Here is a 24,166-nt window from a genome sequence, read left to right as displayed (position 1 = left end):
CCGGGTCGGGCAGCGGCCTTTACCCCATTCTTCCCGATCGTCACGTTTGGCGATCGAGCTACAGGACATGCAATGAGCAAGCGGATCTACTCGAGGATCGCGGGCACCGGTAGTTATTTGCCGGAAAAAGTGTTGACCAACCAGGATCTGGAGAAAATGGTCGACACCAGCGATGAGTGGATTCAATCGCGCACGGGTATCCGCGAACGGCACATTGCGGCCGAAGGCGAGACCACCAGCGACCTCGGCTACCACGCCGCGGTACGTGCGCTTGAAGCGGCCGGTATCGACGCTTCGCAGCTCGACATGATCGTGGTGGGTACCACTACGCCTGACCTGATTTTCCCGTCCACCGCGTGCCTGATCCAGGCCAAGCTCGGTGCGAGCGGTTGCCCCGCCTTCGATGTCAACGCCGCCTGTTCGGGCTTCGTGTTCGCGTTGAGCGTGGCCGACAAATTCATTCGTTCCGGTGATGCACGCCATGTGCTGGTCATCGGTGCGGAAACCCTGACCCGTATCGTCGACTGGACCGAGCGCACCACCTGCGTGCTGTTCGGCGATGGCGCGGGTGCCGTCGTGCTCAAGGCCGACGAAGAGACCGGCATCCTCAGCACCCACCTGCATTCGGATGGCAGCAAGAAAGAGCTGCTGTGGAACCCGGTGGGCGTCTCGGCTGGCTTCGGCGAGGGCGAGAATGCCCGCGGCGCCATCCTGATGAAGGGCAACGACGTGTTCAAGTACGCCGTCAAGGCGCTGGACTCGGTCGTCGATGAAACCTTGGAAGCCAATGCGCTGACCAAGGACGACCTGGACTGGTTGATCCCGCACCAGGCCAACCTGCGCATCATCGAAGCCACCGCCAAGCGCCTGGAGATGTCCATGGACCAGGTGGTGGTGACGGTCGACAAGCACGGCAACACCTCCTCGGCCTCCGTGCCGATGGCGCTGGACCACGCCGTCCGCTCCGGCCGCGTCGAGCGCGGCCAGCTGCTGCTGCTGGAAGCTTTCGGCGGCGGCTTCACGTGGGGTTCTGCTCTGCTGCGCTATTGATAGTGTCAGTTACGACAACGTGACGCTGTCGTTACGGCCCCATTACGGGGCCGTATGCATTTCAGGAGAACTGTCATGGTTGAGCCCATCGTCATTGAAGGGCAGCGCGCCTGGCTGAAGCAGTACGGCGAAGGAAGCCGCGTGGTCGCGTTGGGCCTGCTGAACTTCATCGCCCGCCGCTTCCAGCTCGATGCCCTGCGCCCACCGCCGCACCGCGGTGGCGACGCCGCCCGCGAAACCGAAGCCCGCCGCCTGGCCGAACTGCAGGCCCAAGGTGTCAACGTCCCCAGTGTGATCGGCAGCGGTCATGCCGCCCTCGTGCTGGGCGACAACGGCTCCTCGTTCAATACCTGCCTGCGCGAAGCCGACGATGCCGGGCGTGACCGCCTCGTGTCCGCGGCGATGAATGCCATTGCCCAGGCGCACCGCAAGGGCGCGTACTTCGGCCAGCCGCTGCCGCGCAACCTCACCTGGGATGGCAAGGAGATCGGCTTCATCGATTTCGAGGAAGATCCCCTTGAGGTCATGGACCTCGCCCAGGCCCAGGCCCGCGACTGGCTGATGTTCGGTTACGGCGTGGCCAAGTACTACGAAGACCGTCCGCAACAGCTGCAGACCCTCATGGCACAGGCCATGGACGGCGCCGAAGCCCCCGTCCTCGCCCATGCCCACGATGTCACCGGCCGCCTGCAGGGGCTGGCCCGCGCCAGCATGAAGATGGGCCGCTCCGCCCGCGCATTGGCGCATTCCATCCTCATCGTGCACGGTGCTACCACCCTGGGCGTGCTGATGCTGGCCGTGATCTGCATCGATTTCTTCAGCGACGGCGACCTCGACATCCTCCAGCTGTTCACCTGAAGAAAGCCCCCACATACGCGGCAGTACAGACGAAGGGCGACGTTCCCCTTTATCATTCGCCGTTCGATTTTTGCAGGCGGATGATCGCGTGACCGATACCAATCTCGCATTCGTGTTCCCGGGCCAGGGCTCGCAGTCGCTGGGCATGCTGGCCGAACTAGCCGAGCTGCACCCGCAGATCCGCGAGGCCTTCACCGAAGCCTCCGACGGCGCCGGTGTCGACCTGTGGGCGCTGTCGCAGGGCGGTCCCGAGGAAATGCTCAACCGCACCGAATACACCCAGCCGGCCCTGCTGGCGGCCAGCATCGGCGTGTGGCGCGCCTGGAACGCCGTTGGCGGCGCCCAGCCGGCCGTCCTGGCCGGTCACAGCCTCGGCGAATACACCGCCCTGGTGGCCGCCGGCGCGCTGACCCTGCGCGACGGCGCGCACCTGGTGCGCCTGCGCGGCCAGTTGATGCAGGAAGCCGCCCCGACCGGCGTCGGCGCCATGGCCGCCGTGCTCGGCGCCGAAGACGCGCTGGTCGTGGAGGTCTGCGAGCAGGCCGCCGGCAGCCAGGTCGTCGTGCCCGCCAATTACAACTCGCCCGGCCAGATCGTCATCGGTGGCGATGCTGCCGCCGTGGATCGTGCGCTGGCGCTGCTGGCCGAGAAGGGCGTCCGCAAGGCCGTCAAGCTGGCTGTCAGCGTGCCCTCGCACACCCCGCTGATGCGCGAAGCCGCCAACCGCCTGGCCGAAACCATGGCCGGCCTGGACTGGCGCGCCCCGGCCCTGCCGGTGGTGCAGAACGTGGATGCCCGCGTGCATGACGGCGTGGACGCCATCCGCCAGGCGCTGGTGCAGCAGCTGTACCTGCCCGTCCAGTGGACCGGCTGCGTGCAGGCGCTGGCCGCCCGTGGCGTCACCCGCGTGGCCGAATGCGGCCCGGGCAAGGTGCTGAGCGGATTGATCAAGCGCATCGACAAATCGCTGGACGCGCGCACACTGTCCACGCCCGCCGATTTCGAGACGGCCCGCGAGACCTGGGCCGCCTGATGTCTTCCGATCGCGCCCGTGCTGGAATGGCTTCGCGCCAGACCGGCCGGACCGGTCCCGTTTGAGGAAATGAGATGAGCAAGCCCCTTCAGGGTGAAATCGCACTGGTCACCGGCGCCAGCCGGGGTATCGGTGCCGCGATCGCCGATGCACTGGCCGCGCAGGGCGCGACCGTCATCGGTACCGCCACCACCGACGCCGGTGCCGCCGCCATCGGTGAGCGCCTGGCCGCCGTGGGTGGCCACGGCCGCGCGCTGAACGTCACCGACGCTGCGTCGCTGGAGGCCGTGCTGGACGGTATCGCCAAGGAATTCGGCGCCATCAGCATCCTGGTCAACAACGCCGGCATCACCCGCGACAACCTGTTGCTGCGGATGAAGGAAGAAGACTGGCAGGCGATCCTGGATACCAACCTGACCAGCGTCTTCCGCGCCTCCAAGGCCGTCCTGCGCGGCATGATGAAGGCGCGCAAGGGCCGCATCATCAATATCGCCTCGGTGATCGGCGTGACCGGCAATGCCGGCCAGGCCAACTACGCCGCGGCCAAGGCGGGCATCATTGCCTTCTCCAAGTCGCTGGCCAAGGAAATCGGCTCGCGCGGGATCACCGTCAACGTGGTCGCGCCGGGCTTCATCGATACCGACATGACCAAGGCCCTGCCGGAAGAGCAGCGCACCGGCCTGGTCAAGTCGATCGCCCTTGAGCGGCTCGGCGAGCCGTCCGATATCGCCAACGCGGTGGCGTTCCTGGCCGGTCCTTCGGCCAGCTACATCACCGGCGAAACCCTCCATGTGAACGGCGGCATGTACATGCCGTAAGCATGTGGCGCAAGGATTGCGCCGCAAGTGGTTGATCCGTTTGATGTTTTGCTGCAATGCAAGGTGTCGCTGGTTTCCACTACACTATCCCACGGTCATCCCTCACCGGATGGCGTCATTTTTGAACCACTACTCCATCTGGAGCGATATCCAATGAGCACCATCGAAGAACGCGTCAAGAAAATCGTCGTCGAACAGCTTGGCGTCAAGGAAGAGGAAGTCACCAACAGCGCATCGTTCGTCGATGACCTGGGCGCTGACTCGCTGGACACCGTTGAACTGGTGATGGCGCTGGAAGAAGAGTTCGAGTGCGAAATCCCGGACGAAGAAGCCGAAAAGATCAGCACCGTGCAGGCTGCGATCGACTACATCAACGCCCACGTCAAGGCTTGATGTCAGGCGGCTCGCGCGCGGCCGTGGCGATCGCTGCGACCGCGTGCGGCAAACCCATGGGGCCGCGCTTGCGGCCCTGTGCTTTTGAGCGTTATACCGCGTGATACCCGCAACACCCGGGTCAGGAGAATCTGCAATGAAGCGTCGCGTCGTCGTTACCGGCATGGGCATGGTCTCGCCATTGGGCAATGATATGGCCAGCAGTTGGAAGGGCATCACCGAAGGCCGTTCCGGCATCGGTCCGCTGACCAACGTTTCGCAGTCCTACCTGGACCGTTTCACCACCAAGATCGCAGGTGAGGTCAGGGACTTCGACATCACCGCCGACAACGAACAGTTCGGCACATTCCGGGTCACTGGCAAGGATGCCAAGAAGATGGACCCGTTCATTCATTACGGCCTCGGTGCCGCCTTCATGGCCTTGAACGATTCGGGCCTGGAAATCACCGACGGCAATGCCGAGCGCATCGGCGCCATCGTGGGCGCGGGCATCGGCGGCCTGCTGGGCATCGAAGAGCAGACCATCGACTTCCACGAGGGCAAGAAGATCTCGCCCTTCTACGTGCCCAAGACCATCATCAACATGCTCCCGGGCCAGCTGAGCATCATCACCGGCCTGAAGGGTCCGTCGTTCTCGGCGGTCTCCGCCTGCGCCACCTCGAACCACTCGATCGGCACCGCGATGCGCATGATCCAGTACGGCGATGCGGACGTGATGGTGGTCGGTGGTGCCGAGCGCGGTTCTTCGCCGACCGCCCTGGGCGGCTTCTGCGCGATGAAGGCGATGAGCACCCGCAACGATGCGCCGGCCGAAGCCTCGCGCCCGTGGGACAAGGAACGCGACGGCTTCGTGCTCGGCGACGGTGCCGGCATCCTGATCCTGGAAGAGTACGAGCACGCCAAGGCGCGCGGCGCACGCATCTATGCCGAGCTTGCCGGTTTCGGCGCCAGCTCGGATGCGTACCACATGACCGCCCCGAGCGAGAACGGCGAAGGTGCGGCACGCTGCATGACCATGGCGTTGAAGGACGCTGGCGTGACCCCGGACCAGGTCGGTTACCTCAACGCGCACGGCACCTCCACGCCGCTGGGCGACCTGGGTGAAACGATGGCCATGAAGACCGCCTTCGGCGACCACGCCTACAAGATGATGGTCAGCTCCACCAAGTCGATGACCGGCCACCTGCTCGGCGCGGCCGGCGGCGTGGAAGCTATCTTCTCGGTGCTGGCGCTGCGCGACAACATCATCCCGCCGACCATCAACCTGCATGAAGCGGGCGAGGGCTGCGACCTGGATTACGTGCCCAACACTGCACGCGAGGCCAAGGTCGATGTGGTGATGTCCAACGGCTTCGGCTTCGGCGGCACCAACGGCACGCTGGTGTTCAAGCGCGTCTGACCGCACGTTCCGTGTACTCCCACCCGGGCCGCCATCATGGCGGCCTTGGTGTATCTGGCCCCCGCGCACGCTGCGCGCCCCATCCGGTGTCCTGTCATGTTCCAGACGCTTCCGCTGCCCGCCACCACCGACCTGCTGGCCCTGCAGCGCCTGGCCCCGCAACGCTACCCGCTGCTGATGGAATCCACTGCCTCGGGCACCGCGCAGGGGCGCTGGGATCTGCTGCTGATGGGCAACGGCGAATCCCTTGCACTGCAGGCCGACGGCGTGGTGCGCGATGCGGATGGCGTCGCGCATGACGGCCGCTTCCTTGACGTGCTGGATGCGCATTGGGCCGCGCTGCGGCTGCCGCGCGAAGAAACCACGTTGCCGTTCCGCGGTGGCTGGGCACTGATGCTGGATTACGAGTTGGCTGGCCAGATCGAGGATGTGCTGTCCTTGCCGGCGCGCGCCGATGGACTGCCGTCCGCGCTGGCGCTGCGCTGCCCGGCGGCGGTGCTGCACGACCGTGTGCTGGGCCAGTTCCATGCCGTCTGCGAGACCGGCCAGGCCACGCTGCTGCAGACGCTGCAGGATGACCTCGCGGCAGCCTCGACGTTGGCCCCGCTTCCAGCGTGGCAGCCACCGGTCGCGATCGGCGAGGACGTGCCACAGCGCTTCACCGACGGCGTCGGCAAGGTGATCGATTACCTGCGCGCGGGCGACGTGTTCCAGGTGAACCTGTCGCGCCGCTGGAACGCGCAGTTTGCGCAGACGCTCTCGCCGCAGGCGCTGTATGCGCAGCTGCGTGTGGCCAATCCCGCACCGTTCGCCGGGCTGTTCATGGCGCAGGGCAGGGCGGTGGTCAGCTCTTCCCCCGAGCGATTGGTCTCGGTGCACGGCGATGACGTGCAGACCCGCCCGATCGCCGGCACCCGCCCGCGCTTCGCCGGCGATGACGACGCCGCGCGCATCCAGGAGCTGGTCGGCCATCCCAAGGAACGCGCCGAGCACGTGATGCTGATCGATCTGGAGCGCAACGACCTCGGCCGCATCTGCGCGCCAGGCAGCGTGGAGGTGGATGAGCTGATGACCGTGGAGAGCTACGCCCACGTGCACCACATCGTCAGCAACGTGCGTGGCCGCCTGCGCGAGGACGTCAGCCCCGGCCAGGTGATCGCCGCGACCTTCCCCGGCGGCACCATCACCGGCTGCCCCAAGGTGCGCTGCATGCAGATCATCGCCGAGCTGGAGCAGACCGCGCGTGGCGCCTACACCGGCGCGTTCGGCTGGCTGAACCGCGATGGCGATCTGGACCTGAACATCCTGATCCGCACCGCCGAAGTGGCCGCCGACACCGCCAGCTTCCGCACCGGGGCCGGGATCGTGGTCGATTCGGTGGCCGACAAGGAACTGGACGAAACCCGTGCCAAGGCCCGTGGCCTGCTGCGTGCGCTGGGCAGCGATGCCTGAGCCGTTTGGCGGTGTGCAGCACCCGCGCGGTATGCTACGCGGCGAAGAAATGGATTCGAGGTGAGCATGGCGGGTGCGAAACGGGGATGTCTGGCCGTACTGGCCGTGTTGCTGGTGCTGGCCCTGCTGGTTGCGGCCGCAGGCGCTTGGTTCTGGCATCGCCAGGGCGCCTTTGCCGATGCACCGGTCACCCCCAGCGCGGAGAGCGTGGTGATCGCCTCCGGTGATGGCTTCAGCACGGTGCTCGGCAAGCTGCGCCAGGCCGGCGTGGATGAGGGCAGCGACACCCAGTGGCAGCTGCTGGCGCGTCAGCTCGATGCCGCCGGCAAGCTCAAGGTGGGTGAATACGCGCTCGATCCCGCGCTGACCCCGCGCGAGCTGCTGACCCGCATGCGCCAGGGCCGCGTCCTGCAGCACCGCGTCACCATCGTGGAAGGCTGGAACATCCGCCAGCTGCGCGCTGCGCTCAAGCGTGCCGATCCGCTGGTGCATACCACCGACGAACTGGACGATGCCGCCCTGATGAAGGCGGTCGGCTTCCCGGGCGAGCACCCAGAAGGCCGCTTCCTGCCGGAGACCTACGTCTACCAGCGTGGCGACAGCGACATCGACGTGCTCAAGCGCGCGCATGCCGCGATGGAAAAAGAACTCACCGCCGCGTGGGACAGCCGCGTGGAGGATCTGCCGCTGAACTCGCCGTATGAGCTGCTGATCCTCGCCTCGATCATCGAGAAAGAAACCGCGCTGCCCAGCGAGCGCCCGCAGATCGCCGGGGTGTTCATGCGCCGCCTGAAGATCGGCATGCGCCTGCAGACCGACCCCACCGTGATCTACGGCATCGGCAGCAGCTACGACGGCAACATCCGCAAGCGCGACCTCACCACCGATACGCCGTACAACACGTACACGCGCGCCGGCCTGACCCCGACCCCGATCGCCATGCCCGGGCGCGATGCGCTGCATGCCGCAGCGCAGCCAGCCAAGGGCGACGCGCTGTACTTCGTGGCCGTGGGCGACGGTAGCGGTGCGCACATCTTCTCGGCCAACTACACCGACCACAACGCCGCCGTTGCCCGCTACCTGCAGCAGCTGCGCAGCAAACGTACCCAAGAGGCCGCACCCCAATGAGTCCCGCGCTGCACCGGCACCCGCATTTCGTCAGCCTGGAAGGGGGCGAGGGCGCCGGCAAGACCACCGCCATCAACGCGATCCGCGAGGCCCTGCAGGCGCGCGGCCATGAGGTGGTGCTGACCCGTGAACCCGGCGGCACCGCCCTGGCCGAGCGCATCCGCGCGCTGGTGCTCAAGCCGGATGCGGAGATCGCCGCCGAGCCGCTCTCGGCCGAGGCCGAGCTGCTGCTGGTGTTCGCCGCCCGTGCCCAGCACGTGCGCCATGTGATCGCCCCGGCGCTGCAGCGCGGTGCCTATGTGCTGTGCGACCGCTTCACCGATTCCAGCTACGCCTACCAGGGCGGTGGCCGCGGCCTGGACCCGGCGTGGATCGCCGATCTGGAGCGCCGCGCCGTCGGCCTGCTGCCCGGCCTGACCCTGCTGCTGGATGTGGACGTGGCCGTCGGCCGTGCGCGCGCCAACGGCCGCGACATGTGGCCGGACCGGATCGAAAGCGAGCACGATGATTTCTTCCAGCGGGTGCGCGCGGTGTTCCGCCAGCGTGCCAGCGAAGACCCCGCACGTTACCGCCTGATCGACGCCAGCCAGGACCAGGCCGGCGTCGCCGGCGCGGTGGTGGCGGCCGTGGAGGCATGGTTGGCACAGGAGCCGGATCGTGACTGAGCCCTTTTCCCCGTGGCAGCAGCGCGCCTATGACCAGACCGTGGCCGCGCTCGATGCCGGTCGCCTCGGCCATGGCCTGCTGTTCTGCGGCCCGGCCGGCCTGGGCAAGCTCGGCGTCGCGCTGCGCCTGGCCGAGCACGTGCTGGGGCAGGGTGAGCCCGCCGCCGCCAAACGCAGCGCCCAGCTGCTGGCCGCCGGCACCCACCCGGACCTGCAGCGGATCTCGTTCATCCCCAACAAATCCGGCGACAAGCTGCGCACCGAGATCGTGATCGAGCAGATCCGCGAGGTCTCGCAGAAGCTTTCGCTGACCCCGCAGTACGGCGTGGCCCAAGTGGTGATCGTCGATCCCGCCGACGCCATCAACCGCGCGGCCTGCAACGCCCTGCTCAAGACCCTGGAAGAGCCGCAGCCCGGCCGCTACCTGTGGCTGATCAGCGCCGACCCCGCGCGCCTGCCGGCCACCATCCGCAGCCGCTGCCAGCGTCTGGAGTTCAAGCTGCCGCCGCGCGAGGAAGCCCTCGCCTGGTTGCAGACCCTGGGCCACAGCGAAGCCAGCGCCCGCGAAGCGCTGGACGCCGCCTGCGGCCACCCCGGCCTGGCCGACCAGTGGCTGCGCGAGGATGGCCTGGCCCTGCGCCGCCAGGTCGCCACGGATCTGGAAGCGCTCGTCGCCGGCCGCTCCGGCGCGGTGGAACTGGCCCAGCGCTGGACCGCCGACGACAACGCCGCCCTGCGCCTGCGCCACGCCGCCGATCTCGCCCTGGCCCAGGCCACCGGTGGTGGCTTGACCGATCCCGATCGATTGCACAAGCTGGCCGCCTGGTTCGATGCGGCCAACCGCACCCGCGACCTGCTGCGCACCACGGTGCGCGCCGATCTTGCGGTAGTGGAGCTGCTGCTGGCCTGGGGAAAGGTCAACGAACGGCACGCCAAGGGGAATAGAGCATGAGCGCCACCAACGCCCGACAGGGCATCCTGTCCCTTGCCGTCAAGGACAAGGCCGCGCTGTACAGCGCCTACATGCCGTTCGTGAAGAACGGCGGCATCTTCGTGCCCACGCCCAAGCGCTACTTCCTGGGCGATGAGGTGTTCCTGCTGCTCACCCTGCCGGACTCCAGCGAGCGCCTGCCGGTGGCCGGCAAGGTGATCTGGGTGACCCCGGCCGGGGCCCAGGGCAACCGCGCGGCGGGCATCGGCGTACAGCTGGCCGACGGTGCGGAAGGGGAGACCGTCCGCCACCGGATCGAGACGCTGCTGGCCGGCATCCTGACCGCGGACAAGCCCACGCACACGATGTGAAGAAATTTCGGCGAAACCGTTGACGTCAAAATTTGCCGCCCTATAATGAGCTGCTCAGCAGCATCGGGCGGTTAGCTCAGCGGTAGAGCATTGCCTTCACACGGCAAGGGTCACAAGTTCGAACCTTGTACCGCCCACCATGATTCAGTCGAAAAAGCCTCCGGAAACGGGGGCTTTTTTGTTGGGTTGGATTTGGTCGTAATGGTTCCCCACCTCGCGCCGGTTTGCACCGTCCAAGAGAATCCAAGGCAGGAAGCGGGCATCCGCACATCTATCCGCCGAAGCTTGGATTGGCCATCGAGCCTGCCGCTGGCTCCGTCATGCGCTAGCTTGTTAGCCGAACCCAGCCACCCTAAGATCAATCTGTATCGGAGGGTAGGCCTCAAGCGTCTCGTCCAGGTGTCCTGAACGACATGGCGAAGGGCGGCGAGAAGCCCGGTCAAAGTGAAATGTAGATTGCTCGCTTCTACAGTCAGCTTTGTGACATCTCCTTCTGTTTATTCCGCAGCATGGCGTCGGGTCACGACCTTTAAGAATATTGAAAATATGCGCATCCATCATTTGGTGATGATTTCGAGCCGGCGATTCATACGTTTTATCAAGAGATCTTCAGCAGTTTCGGTTGCTGACCTCTATTAAGTTTACCCAAGTCGATCTTGCTTCGCGGGTCGAACGGTTTTGGCGTTAGACCTCAATCATAGGTGATCGCGAAAGTGGCAGAAGCAGCCTCCATGTCTTACACGGTATCGCGCGGCAACGAGCCCGGCGCAGTTCTCACTCCGCATCTGCACGAGGACGGAAAGTACGTAGCTAGCATGACCCGCTTCGAGCAAGATTATGTTCGTGTTGAGTCAGTCCGGGAGCTCGGCATCCTTGCACAACACGGCTTCAGTGTCCGTATGAGTAGTTCCTGCAGCGCCAATCATCGGGCACCAAGTCTTATCTCTCCTGGTTCGCTTCAGATTTCATTTCTAGATCCGGTCGTTGATGCCTAACAATTCACTAGGCCGCCACGCCTCTCTAGTCGGCTTAATTCAGGCGTTGGCCAGCCTCCGCTTGTGGCCGGAAACGACATTCGCATGCCAGGCGCTGCCATACCGCTTGTTAGCTCGACCCGACCGCCTAAGATCGGGCTGCATCACCCGAGACGTCTAGCCTTCAACTCATATGTTCCAACACACTTGTAGTCTGATGCCCTGCCGGATCGAGAAGTGAAGCCAATGGAACTGATCTACGAGTCTCCAGATGGCCTGCTTCGACTAGTAGAGCCGACGGAGCAGCAAATCACAGACATCGTTCTCTCGTCTCCAGCCTCTTACTGGCAGCAAGGAGGGAATGGCCAAGCTCTGCTTTCTGTCGCCGATCGTCCCGGCCTAACGATCATGCAGCCAGAGGTTGGTCGATTCTTCTTGGAACTCTTCTTTGAGGATCGATTGGTGCCCTACGATGGAGGAAGTTGCGAGGAATTTTTGGTGACAGAGATGGGGGGCGACCCGTTTCGTGTTCCTTTGGCCTGTACGGTTACGCCCAGCATTGCAGCTTCTGTTCTTGCGGAGTTCGTACGCACTCGCAGGCAGCCAGGCGGAGTTTGTTGGGTGCCTATGGGGGACGTGCCTTTCGAGATCGGTTGGTACGATGAGTAAAAGTGCAGCGGGTCAGAGGCGGTGCCCCGAGAGCTTGTCAGCCTCTGGCCGACAGCAGACGCGCCGTCGAGACGGGACGGTTACCCCTGTGGTAGCGTCCGCTTCCGACTGAAAGTGCAATTTGGTCAGCTGCTCAGTATCAGCGACGCTTCCGTTGCTCCTCGGGCTACGCCCGACTAACCCGAACGGAATCAGGAGATTGCGTCATGCGTTGGATCAGGCTCGCATCCACGTTCTTGATGGCCGCCGTCGCCACGGCCTGCAAGGCACAGACAACCACAAATGCGGACCTCGATTACGATCGATTGATCCAGCTTGATGCCGAGAATCTGGCAGAGACCGGTATTGGCGAAGCCTATTTGCAACTGCTGCCAGAACTGCAGAAGTATGTCTCCCAACCCGCGCGCGTCGATGAGCTGATTGACTCCGACCTGCCGCGGTACGCTATCCGGGTCGACGGTACGGAGTACGTCATCTACTCTGCTGACAGTGAAGGGAGTGAAGATGCGAGCTGGGGGCGCGCTACTTACGTATTCTTCAAAGTGGTCAACGACCAACTCGCCAATACAGACGTTCGCTTCTTCGCGGTCGATGCAGGCAACGATCTGGGTGGTTTGTTTCTCACCCCGGAGCAAGCCGAGGCGTCGCGAGTCACGCTTCCACGTCCTTCAGACTGGCCGTATCTACCAGAAGCCGCCGGCCCTTGGTACGGGCAGCAGCACTAGCTGAGATTGCAAGGGTCCGCTTCTGGCGGCGGTTTCAACTGGTCAATGCAACAGCTTGTTGATATCGCTCGATCGGTGTCTGGAAGTCCCGCGCGACTGGATGAAGAGCGTGCGATAGATCGTCTCGTGTGAGACCTGGCAGCTCGGATCGTCCGGGTAAGTCCGCTTGAGCCAGCCAGCGATCTGTTCGGGCGACCACTGCTGCATCCCGCCAGTCTCGGCGAGAACCCCTTCGCACGGACGAGTGATGCCGATCGAACAGCCTCGCCATCTGGTGCAACGACTCGCCCTGCCGCCAGCGGTCCCACATCAGGGCCTTGTGACTGTCGGAACCGCCACCCAAAGCGGACACCACGGGCGGCGACTCAGCGCTATTTCGTCGGCGATCCGGCTGATTCATCGGCGGCTTCTGTGGCTTGGTCGCAAACGGGTAGCCACGCCCCCCGCGCGGATGGCAACTTGCAGCGGCGATCACGTCGACCTGGAGCCCCGCATGACCCCCGTTGTCCTGTATTCGCCCGATCCGGCCCGCGGCTGGCTGCCCTGGGCCTGGCTGACGCCGATCCTGATGATCCTGTTCAACGCGGTACCGGTGATCGCGCTGGACGGATGGATGCAGTCGCAGCATTGGTCGACGCCGGGCGGCGATCCTATCGGCCTCGCTGGCTTGCATGCGCTGCTGTGGATCGGCTTTGCGCCGACGCTGGCGGCCGTGCTCGCCTGGGTACGCTTCGTCGAAGGGCGCTCGCTGGCGAGTATCGGGCTGACCGGTCCGGCGCCGCTGAAAACCTTCCTGTGCGGACTGGCCGTTGGATTCGGCATGATCGCGCTGGTCGTAGTCGCGATCTGGATGGCTGGCGGCATGCAGGCGGCGGGCTTGGGGCAGGCCTGGCGGTCGCCCGTCAGTCTGCTGCACATCGGTCTGCTGCTAGTGAGTTTCATGTTCCAGGCGAGCGTGGAGGAAGTCATCTTCCGCGGCTGGATGCTGTCGGTGGTGGCGCGCAAGACCAATGTCACGGTGGCAGTGCTGCTGGTGTCGCTCGTTTTCTGCTTCCTGCATTTCAGTCCGCACCAGCCGCCCCTGGTCATGCTCAGCACGTTCCTGTTCTCGCTGTTCGCCTGCGCCTGGGCACTGCGGACCGGCAATATCTGGGGCGTGATGGGCTGGCACGCGGGGTGGAACTGGTTGCTCGCAACCGGCTTCGAACTGCCCGTCACCGGCATGGATGCGCACTTGCCGGCGCTGCTGGTGGCGCTGCGCCCGCAAGGCCTCGACACCCTGACCGGTGGCGCGCAAGGGCCGGAAGGCAGTTACCTGTGCAGCGTCTTCTTCGTCGCCGCGATCGCGTGGATCCAGTGGCGAAAGACGCGCGGAGCTCAGAACTTCTCGCCGACCAGCAGGTGACGCCGCTGCCCGGGCGGCATCGCCCCGTCCGGGCCCTTGCCGATCGGATGCTGGTTCGCGCCGTACCGGCGACGACGTCCGCTCCAGATATTTAGCGAACCCGAGACAGCTCAGGTTCGGGATGCGAGCCACTACCGGCTGGAACCGAGACTGCCTTTGCTGAAGTGTCACCAAAGGGTGATCTGGCTTCCTCGATAAAGCTCGACTAGGGCACCTTCGGCTTACGTTTCGCGACGACTGCTCCTGGCCGGAAGCCGACATGCGCCTCCTTCGCCGCGCTGACCAATCGCGAATGCCCGGCGCGCCCAGCTCGCTGCCCCGCTTACGAGGTCGCCTTGTTGAAGATATCGCTCCACGATGTGCACCTGCTGGCCACTGTCATGCTGTAGATATGGCATATATACCCCCCATGCATGAGTGATATGCGCGTGCGCGCTTCTTCCAGCATGGCCCCGACGGTAGATTTCCCTGACAATCTGTCACGGAGTGACCCATGCAGACACGCACCCGCCTTCGCACTCTGGTGCCTGGCTTTCCCTCCACGCTGATCTGGATGGCGGTTTCCCTCTGTTCCACGGCCGCCATGGCCAACGAGCCACTGCAGATCGAGGCGCAGGGGAGTTTCCTCGCGGGTGGCATGGAAAAGACGGAACCTGGCACGTTCGATCCGTTGAAGCCGTCCAATCCGGAAGGCCAGAGCTACCACGGTGATCACGTCTATGCCTTCTACCAGAAGCCGGTGAATGCGCGTTCGCTGCCGATTGTGATGTGGCACGGTGCGGGCCAGTCGTCCAAAAGTTGGGAAACGACGGCCGATGGGCGCGAGGGCTTCCAGAATCTGTTCCTGCGTCATCGCTTCACTACCTACCTGATCGATCAGCCACGGCGAGGCAAAGCCGGCCGAAGCATGGTCGAGTCCACGCTGAAGCCCGTGGCAGACGATCAGATGTGGTTCAACCAGTTCCGAATTGGCCTCTGGCCGACGTACTTCGGTGGCAGTCAATTTCCGACAGGGGAGGCGACGCTTGACCAGTTTTTCCGTTCGGTCACGCCGAACACGGGGCCGTTCGACCTCGGGTTGGTCTCCGACGGAGTAGCTGCCGTGCTGCAGAAGACCGGGCCTGCCATCCTGTTTACCCATTCGCAGGCGGGTGGCCCTGGCTGGATGACGGCGATAAAAAGCCCGAATGTGCGTGCCATCGTCGCCTTCGAGCCTGGCAGCAGTTTCGTATTTGCCAAAAACGACGCGCCGGCGCCGATTCCCAGTGCATTCGATACGGTCGCACCGGCGGTGGTTTCTCCCGAAGCGTTCAAGGCGCTGACGCGGATTCCCATTCTGGTGCTGTATGGCGACAACATCCCTGACAAGCCTGTTGACCTGCCCGCGCAGGACAGCTGGCGGGCACGCTTGGAAATGGCGCGCGCCTGGCGCGACGCCGTCAATCGGCAGGGTGGGGACGTGACCCTGATCCATTTGCCGGACATGGGAATCCGTGGCAACAGCCACTTCTTGTTCTCGGACCTCAACAACGTCCAGATCGCCGATCTGGTGAGCGGGTTTCTGGCGAAGAAGAATCTGGATCATTGAGCCGGATTGCCTCGTGCATTGATCGCGCCATGAAAGGCGTGTGGCGCCATGGCGGCTGCGTCGCCCGCCAGATTCATATCGTTCATGCATGAGTGATATCCGGCTGATGCTCTTTTTCTATGAGTGCACGGCGGTTAGTTTTACGCCTGATCCCCGCCAACGTGGGCGCGCCACATGCACCGGCCGGGGTAACGTCCACACTGGGAGCAGTTGAATGAAGCACATCGTGCACGCCACGCTGTTGGCGATGTCCCTTGGCTTGGCGGCAGGCAACACGTCCGCCGCCGACTACAAGCTCAACCCCTTCAAATTGGCCTACGAAGGTGCGATCACACGGAATGTGCCCAGCGAGGTCAACGTCCACTCGGTGTCCTATCCGCTGAATGGAATCGAGATCGCGGCAAACTTCTACACGCCGGCCAACTTCGATGCCGCACGGAAATACCCGACCATCGTGGTTGCCCACCCCAATGGTGGGGTCAAGGAGCAGGTGGCCGGCCTGTACGCGCAGCGTTTGGCCGAGCAGGGCTACATCGCCATTACCGCCGATGCGGCCTATCAGGGCGCGAGTGGCGGCCAGCCGCGCAGCGTGGACATGCCTTCACACCGCATCGAAGACATCCACGGCATGGCGGACTTCATCAGTCGATTCCCCTGGGTCGACACTATGCGCCTGGGTCTGCTGGGCATCTGTGGCGGCGGCGGCTATTCGTTGGCGGCCGCGCAGACCGACAAGCGGTTCATGGCCGTAGCCACGATCAGCATGTTCAACTCCGGCCGGGTGCGCCGCAACGGCTATGCCGACTCGCAGCTGGACACGATCCAGCAGCGCCTGCAGCAGGCTTCCAATGCGCGAGCACAGGAAGCCGCCGGCGGCGAAGTGCTGTACTCCGGCGACGCCAACCTCACCGACGCGCAGATCGCCACGCTTCCCTTCGATCTGTATCGGCAAGGTTATGCGTACTACTGGAAGACGCACGCCCATCCCAACTCCACCTTCCGCTATGCGACCAGCAGCCTGCTGGACCTGATGCGTTGGGACGCCACCGACCAGATCGAGCTCATCAACCAGCCGCTGCTGATGATTGCCGGTAGCAAGGCTGACAGCCTGTACATGACCCAGGACGCTTTCGCCAAGGCGACCGGTACCGCCGACAAACAACTGGTGCTGCTGGACGGCGCTACGCATATCGAAACCTACTGGGTGCCGAAATACGTGGACGCCGCCGTCGCCTCGCTGACCACGTTCTACGGCCGGACGCTTGCGCCATGAGCGCGCCTCGTAAATCAACCGCGCAGACGGCGCTGCTTGGCGCGGCATTGAGCGTGGCGGCACCATTCGCTGGCGCCGTCGAAACACCGACGCAGCAGATCACCCGAGCGGGAACGCAGTCGTCCGTTGCCGGTCCGGCAGCGACCTTCGTCGGCAAGGTGCGGGTAGATCCGCTGTTCCCGGCGGACGAGCAGGTGCACGTCTCTTCCGCATACGTCAGCTTCGAACCGGGTGCGCGCTCGGCCTGGCACACGCACCCCTCCGGTCAGCGACTAGTGGTTACCTCCGGCGTTGGGCTGACCCAGGAATGGGGTAAGCCGGTGCAGCAGATACACGCCGGGGATGTGGTGGTGTGTCCTGCCGGGGTCAAGCATTGGCACGGCGCCGCGCCCCACAGCGCAATGACCCACCTTGCCGTGACCGGGGTAGCAGACGGCAAGTCGGTGGCGTGGCTGGAGAAGGTCAGTGATGACCAGTATCGCGAGGCATCAGCAGGCATCGTCGCTCCCGTTGCTGGGCCGCTTTCGCCCAGGCAGCAGGCGATCCCGCTGATTGCGGCCGCCGCCGCCAGCAGCGATATGCCGCAGCTCACCGCCGCGTTGCGCCGGGGACTGGATGCAGGGCTGACGCTGAGTGAGACCAAGGAAGTGCTCGTGCAGCTGTATGCCTATGCGGGTTTCCCGAAGAGCCTCAATGCCTTGGGCGAGCTGATGGAGGTGGTGCGCGTACGTCAAGCGCAGGGCGTCGCCACTGCACCCGGGCAGCCGCCCACCAGGAACGTTCCCGTGGGCGACGCGCTGCGCGCGGTGGGCACCGCCAACCAGACCCGGATCTCCGGCGCCCCGGTGACCGGGCCGCTCATGGACTTCGCCCCGATCATCAACCAGTACCTGCAGACGCACCTGTTCGGCGACATCTTCGAGCGCGACAACCTGGACTGGCAGAGCCGTGAACTGGCCACGGTTGGCGCGCTGGCAGTGATGCCCGGCGTGGAGGCGCAGTTGCGCTCGCACATGGCGGCCAGCCAGCGCGTGGGCCTCAGCCGCGCACAGTTGCAGCACCTGGCCCAGCTGCTGGCCCACAGCGGCTACGCAGCCGCATCCGCTCGCGCAGTGCAGGCACTGGAACAGACCCCGGCACCCGGGCCCTGACAGCGCCCCACATGGAGACCCCAATGAACACCCTACCCACCAATGCCCAACGCCGCTCCCTTCTGAAGGGCGCCGCTACGCTGGCGGCGCTGCCGCTGGCCGGCGCGCTGGCCACGTCCACGGCAAACGCCTCCCCCGCAGCTGCCGCGCAGAAAATGGACGGCCGCCGCACGCTCGGAACGCTGCAGGTTTCCAGCATCGGGCTGGGCGTGCAGAACATGAGCCGCACCTACCAGACCACCATCCCCTCGCGCACCGAGATGCACCGCATCATCCGTGCCGCGTTCGATCGGGGGATGACGTTCTACGATGCGGCCGAGGCCTATGGCCCGCATGAAGTGGAACGAATCCTGGGAGAAGGCGTTGCCTCATTCCGCAACGACGTGGTGATCGCCACCAAGTTCGGCTGGAACATCGACCTGGAAACCGGTGCGCGTGGCCCGGGCCTGATCAGCAGGCCCGCACATATCAAGCGGGCGGTGGAGGGCATGCTCACGCGGCTACGTACCGACCGCATCGACCTGCTGTACCAGCATCGCGTGGACCCGCAGGTGCCGATCGAAGACGTGGCCGGTGCGATCCAGGACCTGATGACCGAGGGCAAGGTGCTGCATTGGGGCCTGTGCGAGATGGGCCTGAAGACGCTTCGCCGCGCGCACGCTGCGCTGCCGGTGACGGCTGTGCAGAGCGAGTACTCGATGCTCTGGCGTGGGCCGGAACAGGAGGTGCTTGCCACGTGCGCCGAGCTGGGCATCGGATTCGTGCCATGGAGCCCACTGGGCGTAGGCTTCCTGACCGGTGCGATCGACGCCAGAACACGGTTTGCCGAGGGCGACATTCGCGGCATCGAAACGCGCTTCACCCCGCCGAACATCGAACATAACCTGGCATTGGTGCGCTTGCTCAGGGACTGGGCCGAGCGAAAGCAGGCCACGCCTGCACGGATCGCGTTGGCCTGGCTGATGGCGCAGCAACCTTGGATCGTGCCGATTCCCGGCACCACGCAGATGGCACATCTGCTCGACAACCTGGGCGCAGGCGAGGTGGTCTTCAGCGCAGGTGAGCTGCGGGAGCTCAATGCTGCAGTTGCTGCGGTGGCAGTGCAGGGCGAGCGTCTTCCGCCAGCGGTACAGGCCTACAGTGGCGTGGAGGCGCCACTGCGTTAGCGCTCATTCCCGATAGCGCAACGCATCACGCAGCACGGTGAACGCCGGCGATGACTGCCTGCGACTGGGGTAGTACAGGTGGTAGCCGGGGAAGGAGGGGCACCAGTCCTGCAGCACGTGAACCAGGGTGCCTGCGTGCACATGGGCGCGCACCAGATCCTCGGGCATGTAGGCAAGCCCCAGTCCCTCCAGTGCGGCGCCCAGGCGCAGGGCGATGTTGTTGAACACCAGTTGGCCTTCCACCCGTACTTTCAGCTCCTGGCCCTTCTTTTCGAACTCCCACGCGAAAATGCCACCGTGGGTCGGCAGGCGGATGGTGATGCAATTGTGCTGGGTGAGGTCGTGCGGTGATTTCGGCTTCGGATGGTGCTGGAAATAGGCAGGCGATCCGACCACTGCCATGCGCAGGTCCGGCCCCACGCGCACGGCGATCATATCCTTGGCCACCTGCTCACCCATGCGGATACCGGCATCGAAGCCCTCGGCCACGATGTCGGTCAGTCCGTAGTCGACGATCACCTCGATGTTCAGGTCGGGATTGGCCGGCAGCAGTTTGCCCAGTACCGGCTGCATCACGGTGAGCGCGGCATGCTCACCCGCCGTGATGCGGAGGCGACCGGCGGGCTTGTCGCGGTAAGCGTTGAGCTGGGCGAGCTCCGTGTCGATTTCCTCGAAGCGCGGTGAAATCACCCGCAGCAGCTGCTCTCCGGCTTCGGTGGGCGAAACACTGCGCGTGGTCCGGGCAAGCAGGCGCACACCCAGGCGCTCTTCCAACTGACGCATCGATCGGCTCAGGGCCGGCTGGGACATGCCCAGCTGGGCGGCAGCACGGGTAAAGCTGCGCTCCCGCGCCACCAGGACGAACATGGCCAACTGGTCGTAATTGTCTACGCTCATTGATGCGCATCGGATATAAGCGATATCCGATTATGCCTCTGCAAGAATGTGTTTGGGGGGCGTAGATTGGCGCCATGACGATTCCAACCCCCAATCATGGTCGCCGGGCAGTCGTTGCGGCGCTGGCGTCGCTGCCGCTGGGATGCTCCGGTGCGGAGCGGCCGGAGGGCGGCGCTGCGGGTCGATCAGACGCACGGACACTGGTTGCCTGCTTCTCACGCTCGGGCAACACCCGGGTCGTTGCCGGCCTCATTCATCGCAGCATGCCCAGCGACCTGTTCGAGATACAGCCTGCCGTCGACTACCCGGCCGACTACCTGGAAACGGTGGCCCAGGCGCGGCAGGAGCGCGACGATGGGGTAGAGCCGGCACTGCGCACCCGCATTGCCAGCATGGATCGCTATGACACCGTCTACCTGGGCTTCCCCATCTGGGGCGAGACCGCGCCGCCGATCATTCGATCGTTGTTGTCGCAGCACGACATGAGGGGCAAGACGATCGTGCCGTTCATCACCCACGGCGGCTTCGGCGTGGGCAGCAGCCTGCGCGTGGTCGCCAGCCACGCACCCAACGCCCGCATCCTGAATGCATTCGTGATGCAGGCCGACCAGGAACGTAAAACCATGGAGAGCGTCAACGCCTGGTTGACCACTCCGCACACTGCACGCTGAGGAGTCGACCATGAAGACCCGTACCCTTGGACAAGGCCTTGAAGTTTCCGCCCTCGGCCTGGGCTGCATGGGCATGAGCGCGGCGTATGGCCCGGTCGCAGGCAAGCTGGAAATGATTGCGCTGATCCGCACTGCGGTGGAGCGTGGCATCACCCACTTCGACACCGCCGAAGCCTACGGCCCCTTTGCCAACGAAGAACTGGTGGGCGAGGCACTGGCGCCCGTTCGTGACCAGGTGGTGATCGCCACCAAGTTCGGCTTTGACATCGACCCGGTGACGGGTGCTCGCGGCACAGGTACCAACAGCCAGCCCGCACACATCCGCGCTGCCGTAGAGGCCAGTCTGAAGCGGCTTCGCACCGAGCGCATCGACCTTCTTTACCAGCATCGCGTTGACCCGGCGGTGCCGATCGAGGATGTTGCCGACACGGTGAAGGCGCTCATTGCAGAGGGCAAGGTTGCGCATTTCGGTTTGTCCGAAGCGGGTGTGCAGACAATCCGCAAGGCGCATGCGGTGCAGCCTCTGACGGCGGTGCAGAGCGAGTACTCGCTGTTCTGGCGTGAACCAGAGAAGGTGCTTCTTCCTTTGCTTGAAGAGCTGAGCATTGGCTTCGTACCCTTCAGCCCGCTGGGTGCAGGGTTTCTGACCGGGAAGATCGACGAGAACACGCAGTTCGATGCAGCGGATTTTCGCAATGCGGTGCCGCGCTTCTCCGCTGAAGCACGCCGGGCCAACATGGCGTTGGTTGACGTGGTCAAGGCGATGGCGGCAGAGAAGGGTGCCACGCCTGCCCAGGTGGCCTTGGCCTGGCTGCTGGCCCAGCGATCGTGGATCTCACCGATCCCCGGCACGACCAAGCTTCATCGATTGGATGAGAATCTGGGTGCGGTGGAACTGGCACTGGATGCGGCCGACCTGGCGCGTATCGATGAGGACGTGGCCCGGATCAGTATCAGCGGTGCGCGCTTGCCGGACGCTGCCTTGAAGATGACCGGCAAGTGAGAAGGCTCGGTGGAAAGCGCTTATATCGACCCAAGCTCCCCGCGCACTTCCTCAACAAACGCCCGCCCCACCGGCACCTCAGCCCCATCATTCAACACCAGCCAGTACCGGCTCCCCGAAGCCGCATGCAACGTCCGCACATGCGTCAGATTGACCAGATACGACCGATGGCAACGCACAAAGTCCGGCGGTAGCACGGCAGTAAGACTCGCCAGCGATTTGTCATGCAGCTCGCTACGCCCATCGCGCATGCGCACCTCGCTGTAATCCCCATCAGCACGAATCCACAGCACATCGGCCAGCTCTACCATCGCGGTCCCCTGCGCATGCCAGATGCCCAGGTAACGCGCCGCGCCAGACCGATACCGGCCAACATCCAGCAGCCGCTCCAGCGCTTGCCCCAGCCGCTCGCGTGAGAAAGGCTTGGGTACAAAATCCAACACCCCATGCTCAAATGCCTGCAGCGCCCGCTCCCGATGTGCGGAGACAACCACGCAGTGATAGCGCCCAGCGACCACGCGCTTCAGAAGATCGAATCCATCCTCACCACCGAGATTTAGATCCAGCAGCAGGCCGTCATACACGCTGCGCTGCAGCCGGTCACCGGCGGCGTCCAGGTCGGCCACGGCATCGAATCGCGCGCGGCTGCCAGCCAGTTCGGTACACATCCGCAGCAGCCGCTGTCGAACCAACAGCTCGTCCTCGACGATCAGGATGCGCATGTCAGCTCCATGCGGCCGTACCAGTCATTGCCATCGGCGCCTTGTTCAAAGCGCCAGCTCTCGGGGCAGGTGGCGGCCAGGCTGGCCTCGATGTAGCGCGTGCCCGTGCCTTGCCCGCGATGCGGAGCAGTGCCGCGTGCGCTGCGAAGCTCCAATATCCATCGGTCGCCCTCGCGCTGAATACGTAGGCCGAACGGATGCTCGGCACACGCGACCGCTCCAGCATGCGTGAGCGCATTCTCGACCTGCGCATGCAGCACGCCAGGCGGCAGCCACAGGCCGGTGTGCTCGCCCTCGACCTCGAGACCGATGTGGCGATCCAGCGCGAGGCCGACGATGTCCAGGTGGTTGCGGCACAGCGCTAGCTCTTCTTCGATCGGCACGCTGGGGCGGGTGCTGCTTTCGCGCAGGCGATCAAACTGTTCGGCCAGCGATTCGACCAGGCGGCTAGCGCGCATCGGTGCCTGTTCGATCAGTTCCTGCAGACCAGTAAGGGTATTCATCAGCCAATGCGGCTGGATGCCCCGTTGCAGCAACTGCAGCGAGAGGCGGGCGCGCTCTTCGCGCAGCTGCGCGTTGTGGTGGTCCAACGTACGCAGCTGAGCGGCGTGGCGGATCAGCAGAAAGCCCATCAGCACGGCCAGGAACAGGAAGTAGGGGCCGTCGAGGAAGATGCCACCGGCGAAGGGCACGGCCAGCGCGCCTGCCACCACCAACGTCAGGATCGGCCAGCGCTCGTCAGGCTCACCGCGGGCGCGCAGCAGCACGTAGGCGGAGGTCAGCAGGCTGAGCAGCAGGAGTGCGGCACCGCGGCCGTCGAAGCTGGGGACGAAGGCGGCCAGCGCCAGCACTGTGGCGAGATAGGCCATACGGGCAGTCTTCGGCACCGCGACGCCGAAGCGACGCACCAGATAGGCCGGCAGCAAGATCGCTGCGGCCAAGTGCAGTAGCAGCAACACGAGCAGTCGTGGCCCGTGCCAAGGGTAGGTATAGCCCACCAGCGGTCGCCATGCTTCCACCATGGGCAGTGCAAGGCCGACCACGCCTAACGCCAGCAGCAGGCGCGCACCCGGCACCCGTGGCCGCCCGCGCTGTGCGGCGAGGAAGTACAAGCACGCCGCGCCGAGTGCACCGGTGGCAAGCGCGGCGATCAACCACGGTCCGATGCCGTGGCCGTAGATCGAGGCGGCCGGCCCGATGGCAACGAAGGCATCCGCACCCCGCAGCTTGATCCACTGGTGATGGCTGGAGGCGAGTACAACCAGCTCGTCGGTGTCGCTGGGAGAGGAGGGCGGCAGCATGCGGATGATGTCCACCTGTCCCGGTTGCTCTTCGTCTGCGTTGCGGCCGACGGTGCCATTGGCGGCCAACGGCTTGCCGTCCCAGAAGGGCTGGCTGGCCGCGCGTACCGAGATGCGCAGGGCACGGTCGCCCGCGTCGTGTGCTGGCTGCGCAGGCAGGCGCCAACGCAGCCAGTAAGGGCCACGCCACTGCACCAGTTCGCGTTGGTTGGCCGGTTGCCACTGCAGTGTCGTCGGTGGTGCGGTGGGTAGTGCGCCATCAGCATCCAAGGTGGCGGGTGCCATCTCCTGGGGCTCGTAGTAGTGCACGCCCGGTGGGGGCGCGGCCAGCAGCAGCCACGCGGCGACCGCGATGAGCAGGACGGCGAGGGCGGTCAGGGTGCGTGGGATCTGCATGGGCCCATCGTATCGGTTGCACGGAGTCACTGGACCCCCGCCTGGAGCTGTTCGGCGGACGCGCGGTCCTCGGCTGCCTCGGGCGAGGTGATGCTGGCGGCGTAGTGCATGCGCCGCTCCTCGGCGC

Annotated in this window: 23 protein-coding genes, 1 tRNA gene and 2 pseudogenes; 22 read left to right on the top strand and 4 right to left on the bottom strand. The window is 64.9% G+C overall.

Going from position 1 to position 24,166, the window contains the following annotated elements:
• The first annotated feature begins 72 nt into the window (after positions 1–72).
• The 14 genes from ACE026_RS07875 (at position 73) to ACE026_RS07810 (ending at position 12,466) form a co-directional block, all read left to right on the top strand.
• Positions 73–1,050: a beta-ketoacyl-ACP synthase III gene (locus ACE026_RS07875; RefSeq protein ID WP_313212230.1), complete on the top strand. Its 978-nt coding sequence runs from the start codon at positions 73–75 to the stop codon at positions 1,048–1,050.
• A gap of 75 nt (positions 1,051–1,125) precedes the next feature.
• The gene (locus ACE026_RS07870; protein WP_313212229.1) at positions 1,126–1,908 is read left to right on the top strand and encodes a BUD32 family EKC/KEOPS complex subunit; all 783 of its coding nucleotides are present in this window, start codon (positions 1,126–1,128) and stop codon (positions 1,906–1,908) included.
• 88 nt (positions 1,909–1,996) lie between these two features.
• Positions 1,997–2,941, top strand: a complete 945-nt coding sequence (gene fabD, locus ACE026_RS07865; protein WP_123729676.1) for an ACP S-malonyltransferase — start codon at positions 1,997–1,999, stop codon at positions 2,939–2,941.
• Positions 2,942–3,015: 74 nt separating this feature from the next.
• On the top strand, positions 3,016–3,759 hold the full coding sequence (fabG, locus tag ACE026_RS07860) for a 3-oxoacyl-ACP reductase FabG (protein WP_486038610.1): 744 nt from the start codon (positions 3,016–3,018) through the stop codon (positions 3,757–3,759).
• A 153-nt stretch (positions 3,760–3,912) separates the two neighbouring features.
• Positions 3,913–4,152, top strand: a complete 240-nt coding sequence (gene acpP, locus ACE026_RS07855) for an acyl carrier protein (protein WP_017357544.1) — start codon at positions 3,913–3,915, stop codon at positions 4,150–4,152.
• 136 nt (positions 4,153–4,288) lie between these two features.
• Positions 4,289–5,551: a beta-ketoacyl-ACP synthase II gene (fabF, locus tag ACE026_RS07850; protein ID WP_123728516.1), complete on the top strand. Its 1,263-nt coding sequence runs from the start codon at positions 4,289–4,291 to the stop codon at positions 5,549–5,551.
• Positions 5,552–5,647: 96 nt separating this feature from the next.
• The gene (locus ACE026_RS07845; protein ID WP_486038609.1) at positions 5,648–7,003 is read left to right on the top strand and encodes an aminodeoxychorismate synthase component I; all 1,356 of its coding nucleotides are present in this window, start codon (positions 5,648–5,650) and stop codon (positions 7,001–7,003) included.
• Between the two features lie 66 nt (positions 7,004–7,069).
• Positions 7,070–8,131, top strand: coding sequence for an endolytic transglycosylase MltG (mltG, locus tag ACE026_RS07840; protein ID WP_486038608.1), 1,062 nt, complete (start codon positions 7,070–7,072; stop codon positions 8,129–8,131).
• Entirely contained in the window at positions 8,128–8,796 is a 669-nt protein-coding gene (gene tmk, locus ACE026_RS07835) for a dTMP kinase (protein ID WP_486038607.1), read from the top strand. Before mltG ends, tmk begins: the two co-directional genes overlap by 4 nt.
• A complete protein-coding gene (locus ACE026_RS07830; protein WP_486038606.1) occupies positions 8,789–9,748 on the top strand; it encodes a DNA polymerase III subunit delta' in 960 nt (319 codons plus the stop codon). Before tmk ends, ACE026_RS07830 begins: the two co-directional genes overlap by 8 nt.
• Positions 9,745–10,098 carry a PilZ domain-containing protein gene (locus tag ACE026_RS07825; protein ID WP_088432861.1) on the top strand — a complete coding sequence of 118 codons (354 nt, stop codon included), beginning with the start codon at positions 9,745–9,747 and terminating at the stop codon, positions 10,096–10,098. The genes ACE026_RS07830 and ACE026_RS07825 overlap by 4 nt, the downstream gene beginning before the upstream one ends.
• Positions 10,099–10,163: 65 nt before the next feature.
• A tRNA-Val gene (locus ACE026_RS07820) sits at positions 10,164–10,238 on the top strand.
• Between the two features lie 1,080 nt (positions 10,239–11,318).
• Positions 11,319–11,741 (top strand): hypothetical protein, encoded by a 423-nt coding sequence (locus tag ACE026_RS07815; RefSeq protein ID WP_486038605.1) that lies wholly within the window; start codon positions 11,319–11,321, stop codon positions 11,739–11,741.
• 206 nt (positions 11,742–11,947) lie between these two features.
• Positions 11,948–12,466, top strand: a complete 519-nt coding sequence (locus ACE026_RS07810) for a hypothetical protein (protein ID WP_486038604.1) — start codon at positions 11,948–11,950, stop codon at positions 12,464–12,466.
• Between the two features lie 87 nt (positions 12,467–12,553).
• Here the strand turns inward: ACE026_RS07810 and ACE026_RS07805 are convergent.
• A pseudogene (locus ACE026_RS07805) lies at positions 12,554–12,776 on the bottom strand (hypothetical protein); the annotation flags it as partial.
• A 183-nt stretch (positions 12,777–12,959) separates the two neighbouring features.
• Between ACE026_RS07805 and ACE026_RS07800 the strand changes: the two are divergent.
• The 6 genes and pseudogenes from ACE026_RS07800 (at position 12,960) to ACE026_RS07775 (ending at position 19,049) form a co-directional block, all read left to right on the top strand.
• On the top strand, positions 12,960–13,871 hold the full coding sequence (locus ACE026_RS07800; RefSeq protein WP_486038603.1) for a CPBP family intramembrane glutamic endopeptidase: 912 nt from the start codon (positions 12,960–12,962) through the stop codon (positions 13,869–13,871).
• A 493-nt stretch (positions 13,872–14,364) separates the two neighbouring features.
• Positions 14,365–15,459, top strand: a complete 1,095-nt coding sequence (locus tag ACE026_RS07795) for an alpha/beta hydrolase (RefSeq protein ID WP_486038602.1) — start codon at positions 14,365–14,367, stop codon at positions 15,457–15,459.
• Between the two features lie 214 nt (positions 15,460–15,673).
• A complete protein-coding gene (locus tag ACE026_RS07790; protein WP_486038601.1) occupies positions 15,674–16,732 on the top strand; it encodes an alpha/beta hydrolase in 1,059 nt (352 codons plus the stop codon).
• Positions 16,729–17,424 (top strand): annotated as a pseudogene (locus ACE026_RS07785) ((R)-mandelonitrile lyase); the annotation flags it as partial. The gene ACE026_RS07790 and the pseudogene ACE026_RS07785, both read left to right, overlap by 4 nt.
• Before the next feature lie 18 nt (positions 17,425–17,442).
• Positions 17,443–17,883: a carboxymuconolactone decarboxylase family protein gene (locus tag ACE026_RS07780; protein ID WP_462091109.1), complete on the top strand. Its 441-nt coding sequence runs from the start codon at positions 17,443–17,445 to the stop codon at positions 17,881–17,883.
• Positions 17,884–18,038: 155 nt separating this feature from the next.
• Positions 18,039–19,049 (top strand): aldo/keto reductase, encoded by a 1,011-nt coding sequence (locus ACE026_RS07775; RefSeq protein WP_455899584.1) that lies wholly within the window; start codon positions 18,039–18,041, stop codon positions 19,047–19,049.
• Positions 19,050–19,052: 3 nt separating this feature from the next.
• Here ACE026_RS07775 and ACE026_RS07770 read toward each other — a convergent pair whose 3' ends face one another.
• Positions 19,053–19,946 (bottom strand): LysR family transcriptional regulator, encoded by an 894-nt coding sequence (locus ACE026_RS07770; RefSeq protein WP_115676985.1) that lies wholly within the window; start codon positions 19,944–19,946, stop codon positions 19,053–19,055.
• A 74-nt stretch (positions 19,947–20,020) separates the two neighbouring features.
• On the opposite strand from ACE026_RS07770, the gene ACE026_RS07765 reads away from it, so the two are divergent.
• Together ACE026_RS07765 and ACE026_RS07760 are read left to right on the top strand one after the other, a co-directional pair.
• Positions 20,021–20,617, top strand: a complete 597-nt coding sequence (locus tag ACE026_RS07765; RefSeq protein ID WP_115676984.1) for a flavodoxin — start codon at positions 20,021–20,023, stop codon at positions 20,615–20,617.
• Positions 20,618–20,627: 10 nt separating this feature from the next.
• Positions 20,628–21,620, top strand: coding sequence for an aldo/keto reductase (locus tag ACE026_RS07760; protein ID WP_486038600.1), 993 nt, complete (start codon positions 20,628–20,630; stop codon positions 21,618–21,620).
• A 20-nt stretch (positions 21,621–21,640) separates the two neighbouring features.
• Here ACE026_RS07760 and ACE026_RS07755 read toward each other — a convergent pair whose 3' ends face one another.
• Positions 21,641–22,342 carry a LytR/AlgR family response regulator transcription factor gene (locus ACE026_RS07755; RefSeq protein WP_486038599.1) on the bottom strand — a complete coding sequence of 234 codons (702 nt, stop codon included), beginning with the start codon at positions 22,340–22,342 and terminating at the stop codon, positions 21,641–21,643.
• On the bottom strand, positions 22,330–24,039 hold the full coding sequence (locus tag ACE026_RS07750) for a histidine kinase (RefSeq protein WP_486038598.1): 1,710 nt from the start codon (positions 24,037–24,039) through the stop codon (positions 22,330–22,332). The genes ACE026_RS07755 and ACE026_RS07750 overlap by 13 nt, the downstream gene beginning before the upstream one ends.
• Between the last annotated feature and the right edge of the window lie 127 nt (positions 24,040–24,166).

The sequence above is a fragment of the Stenotrophomonas sp. AGC87 genome (assembly GCF_057333975.1).
This window is presented reverse-complemented; position numbering and strand designations above follow the sequence as displayed.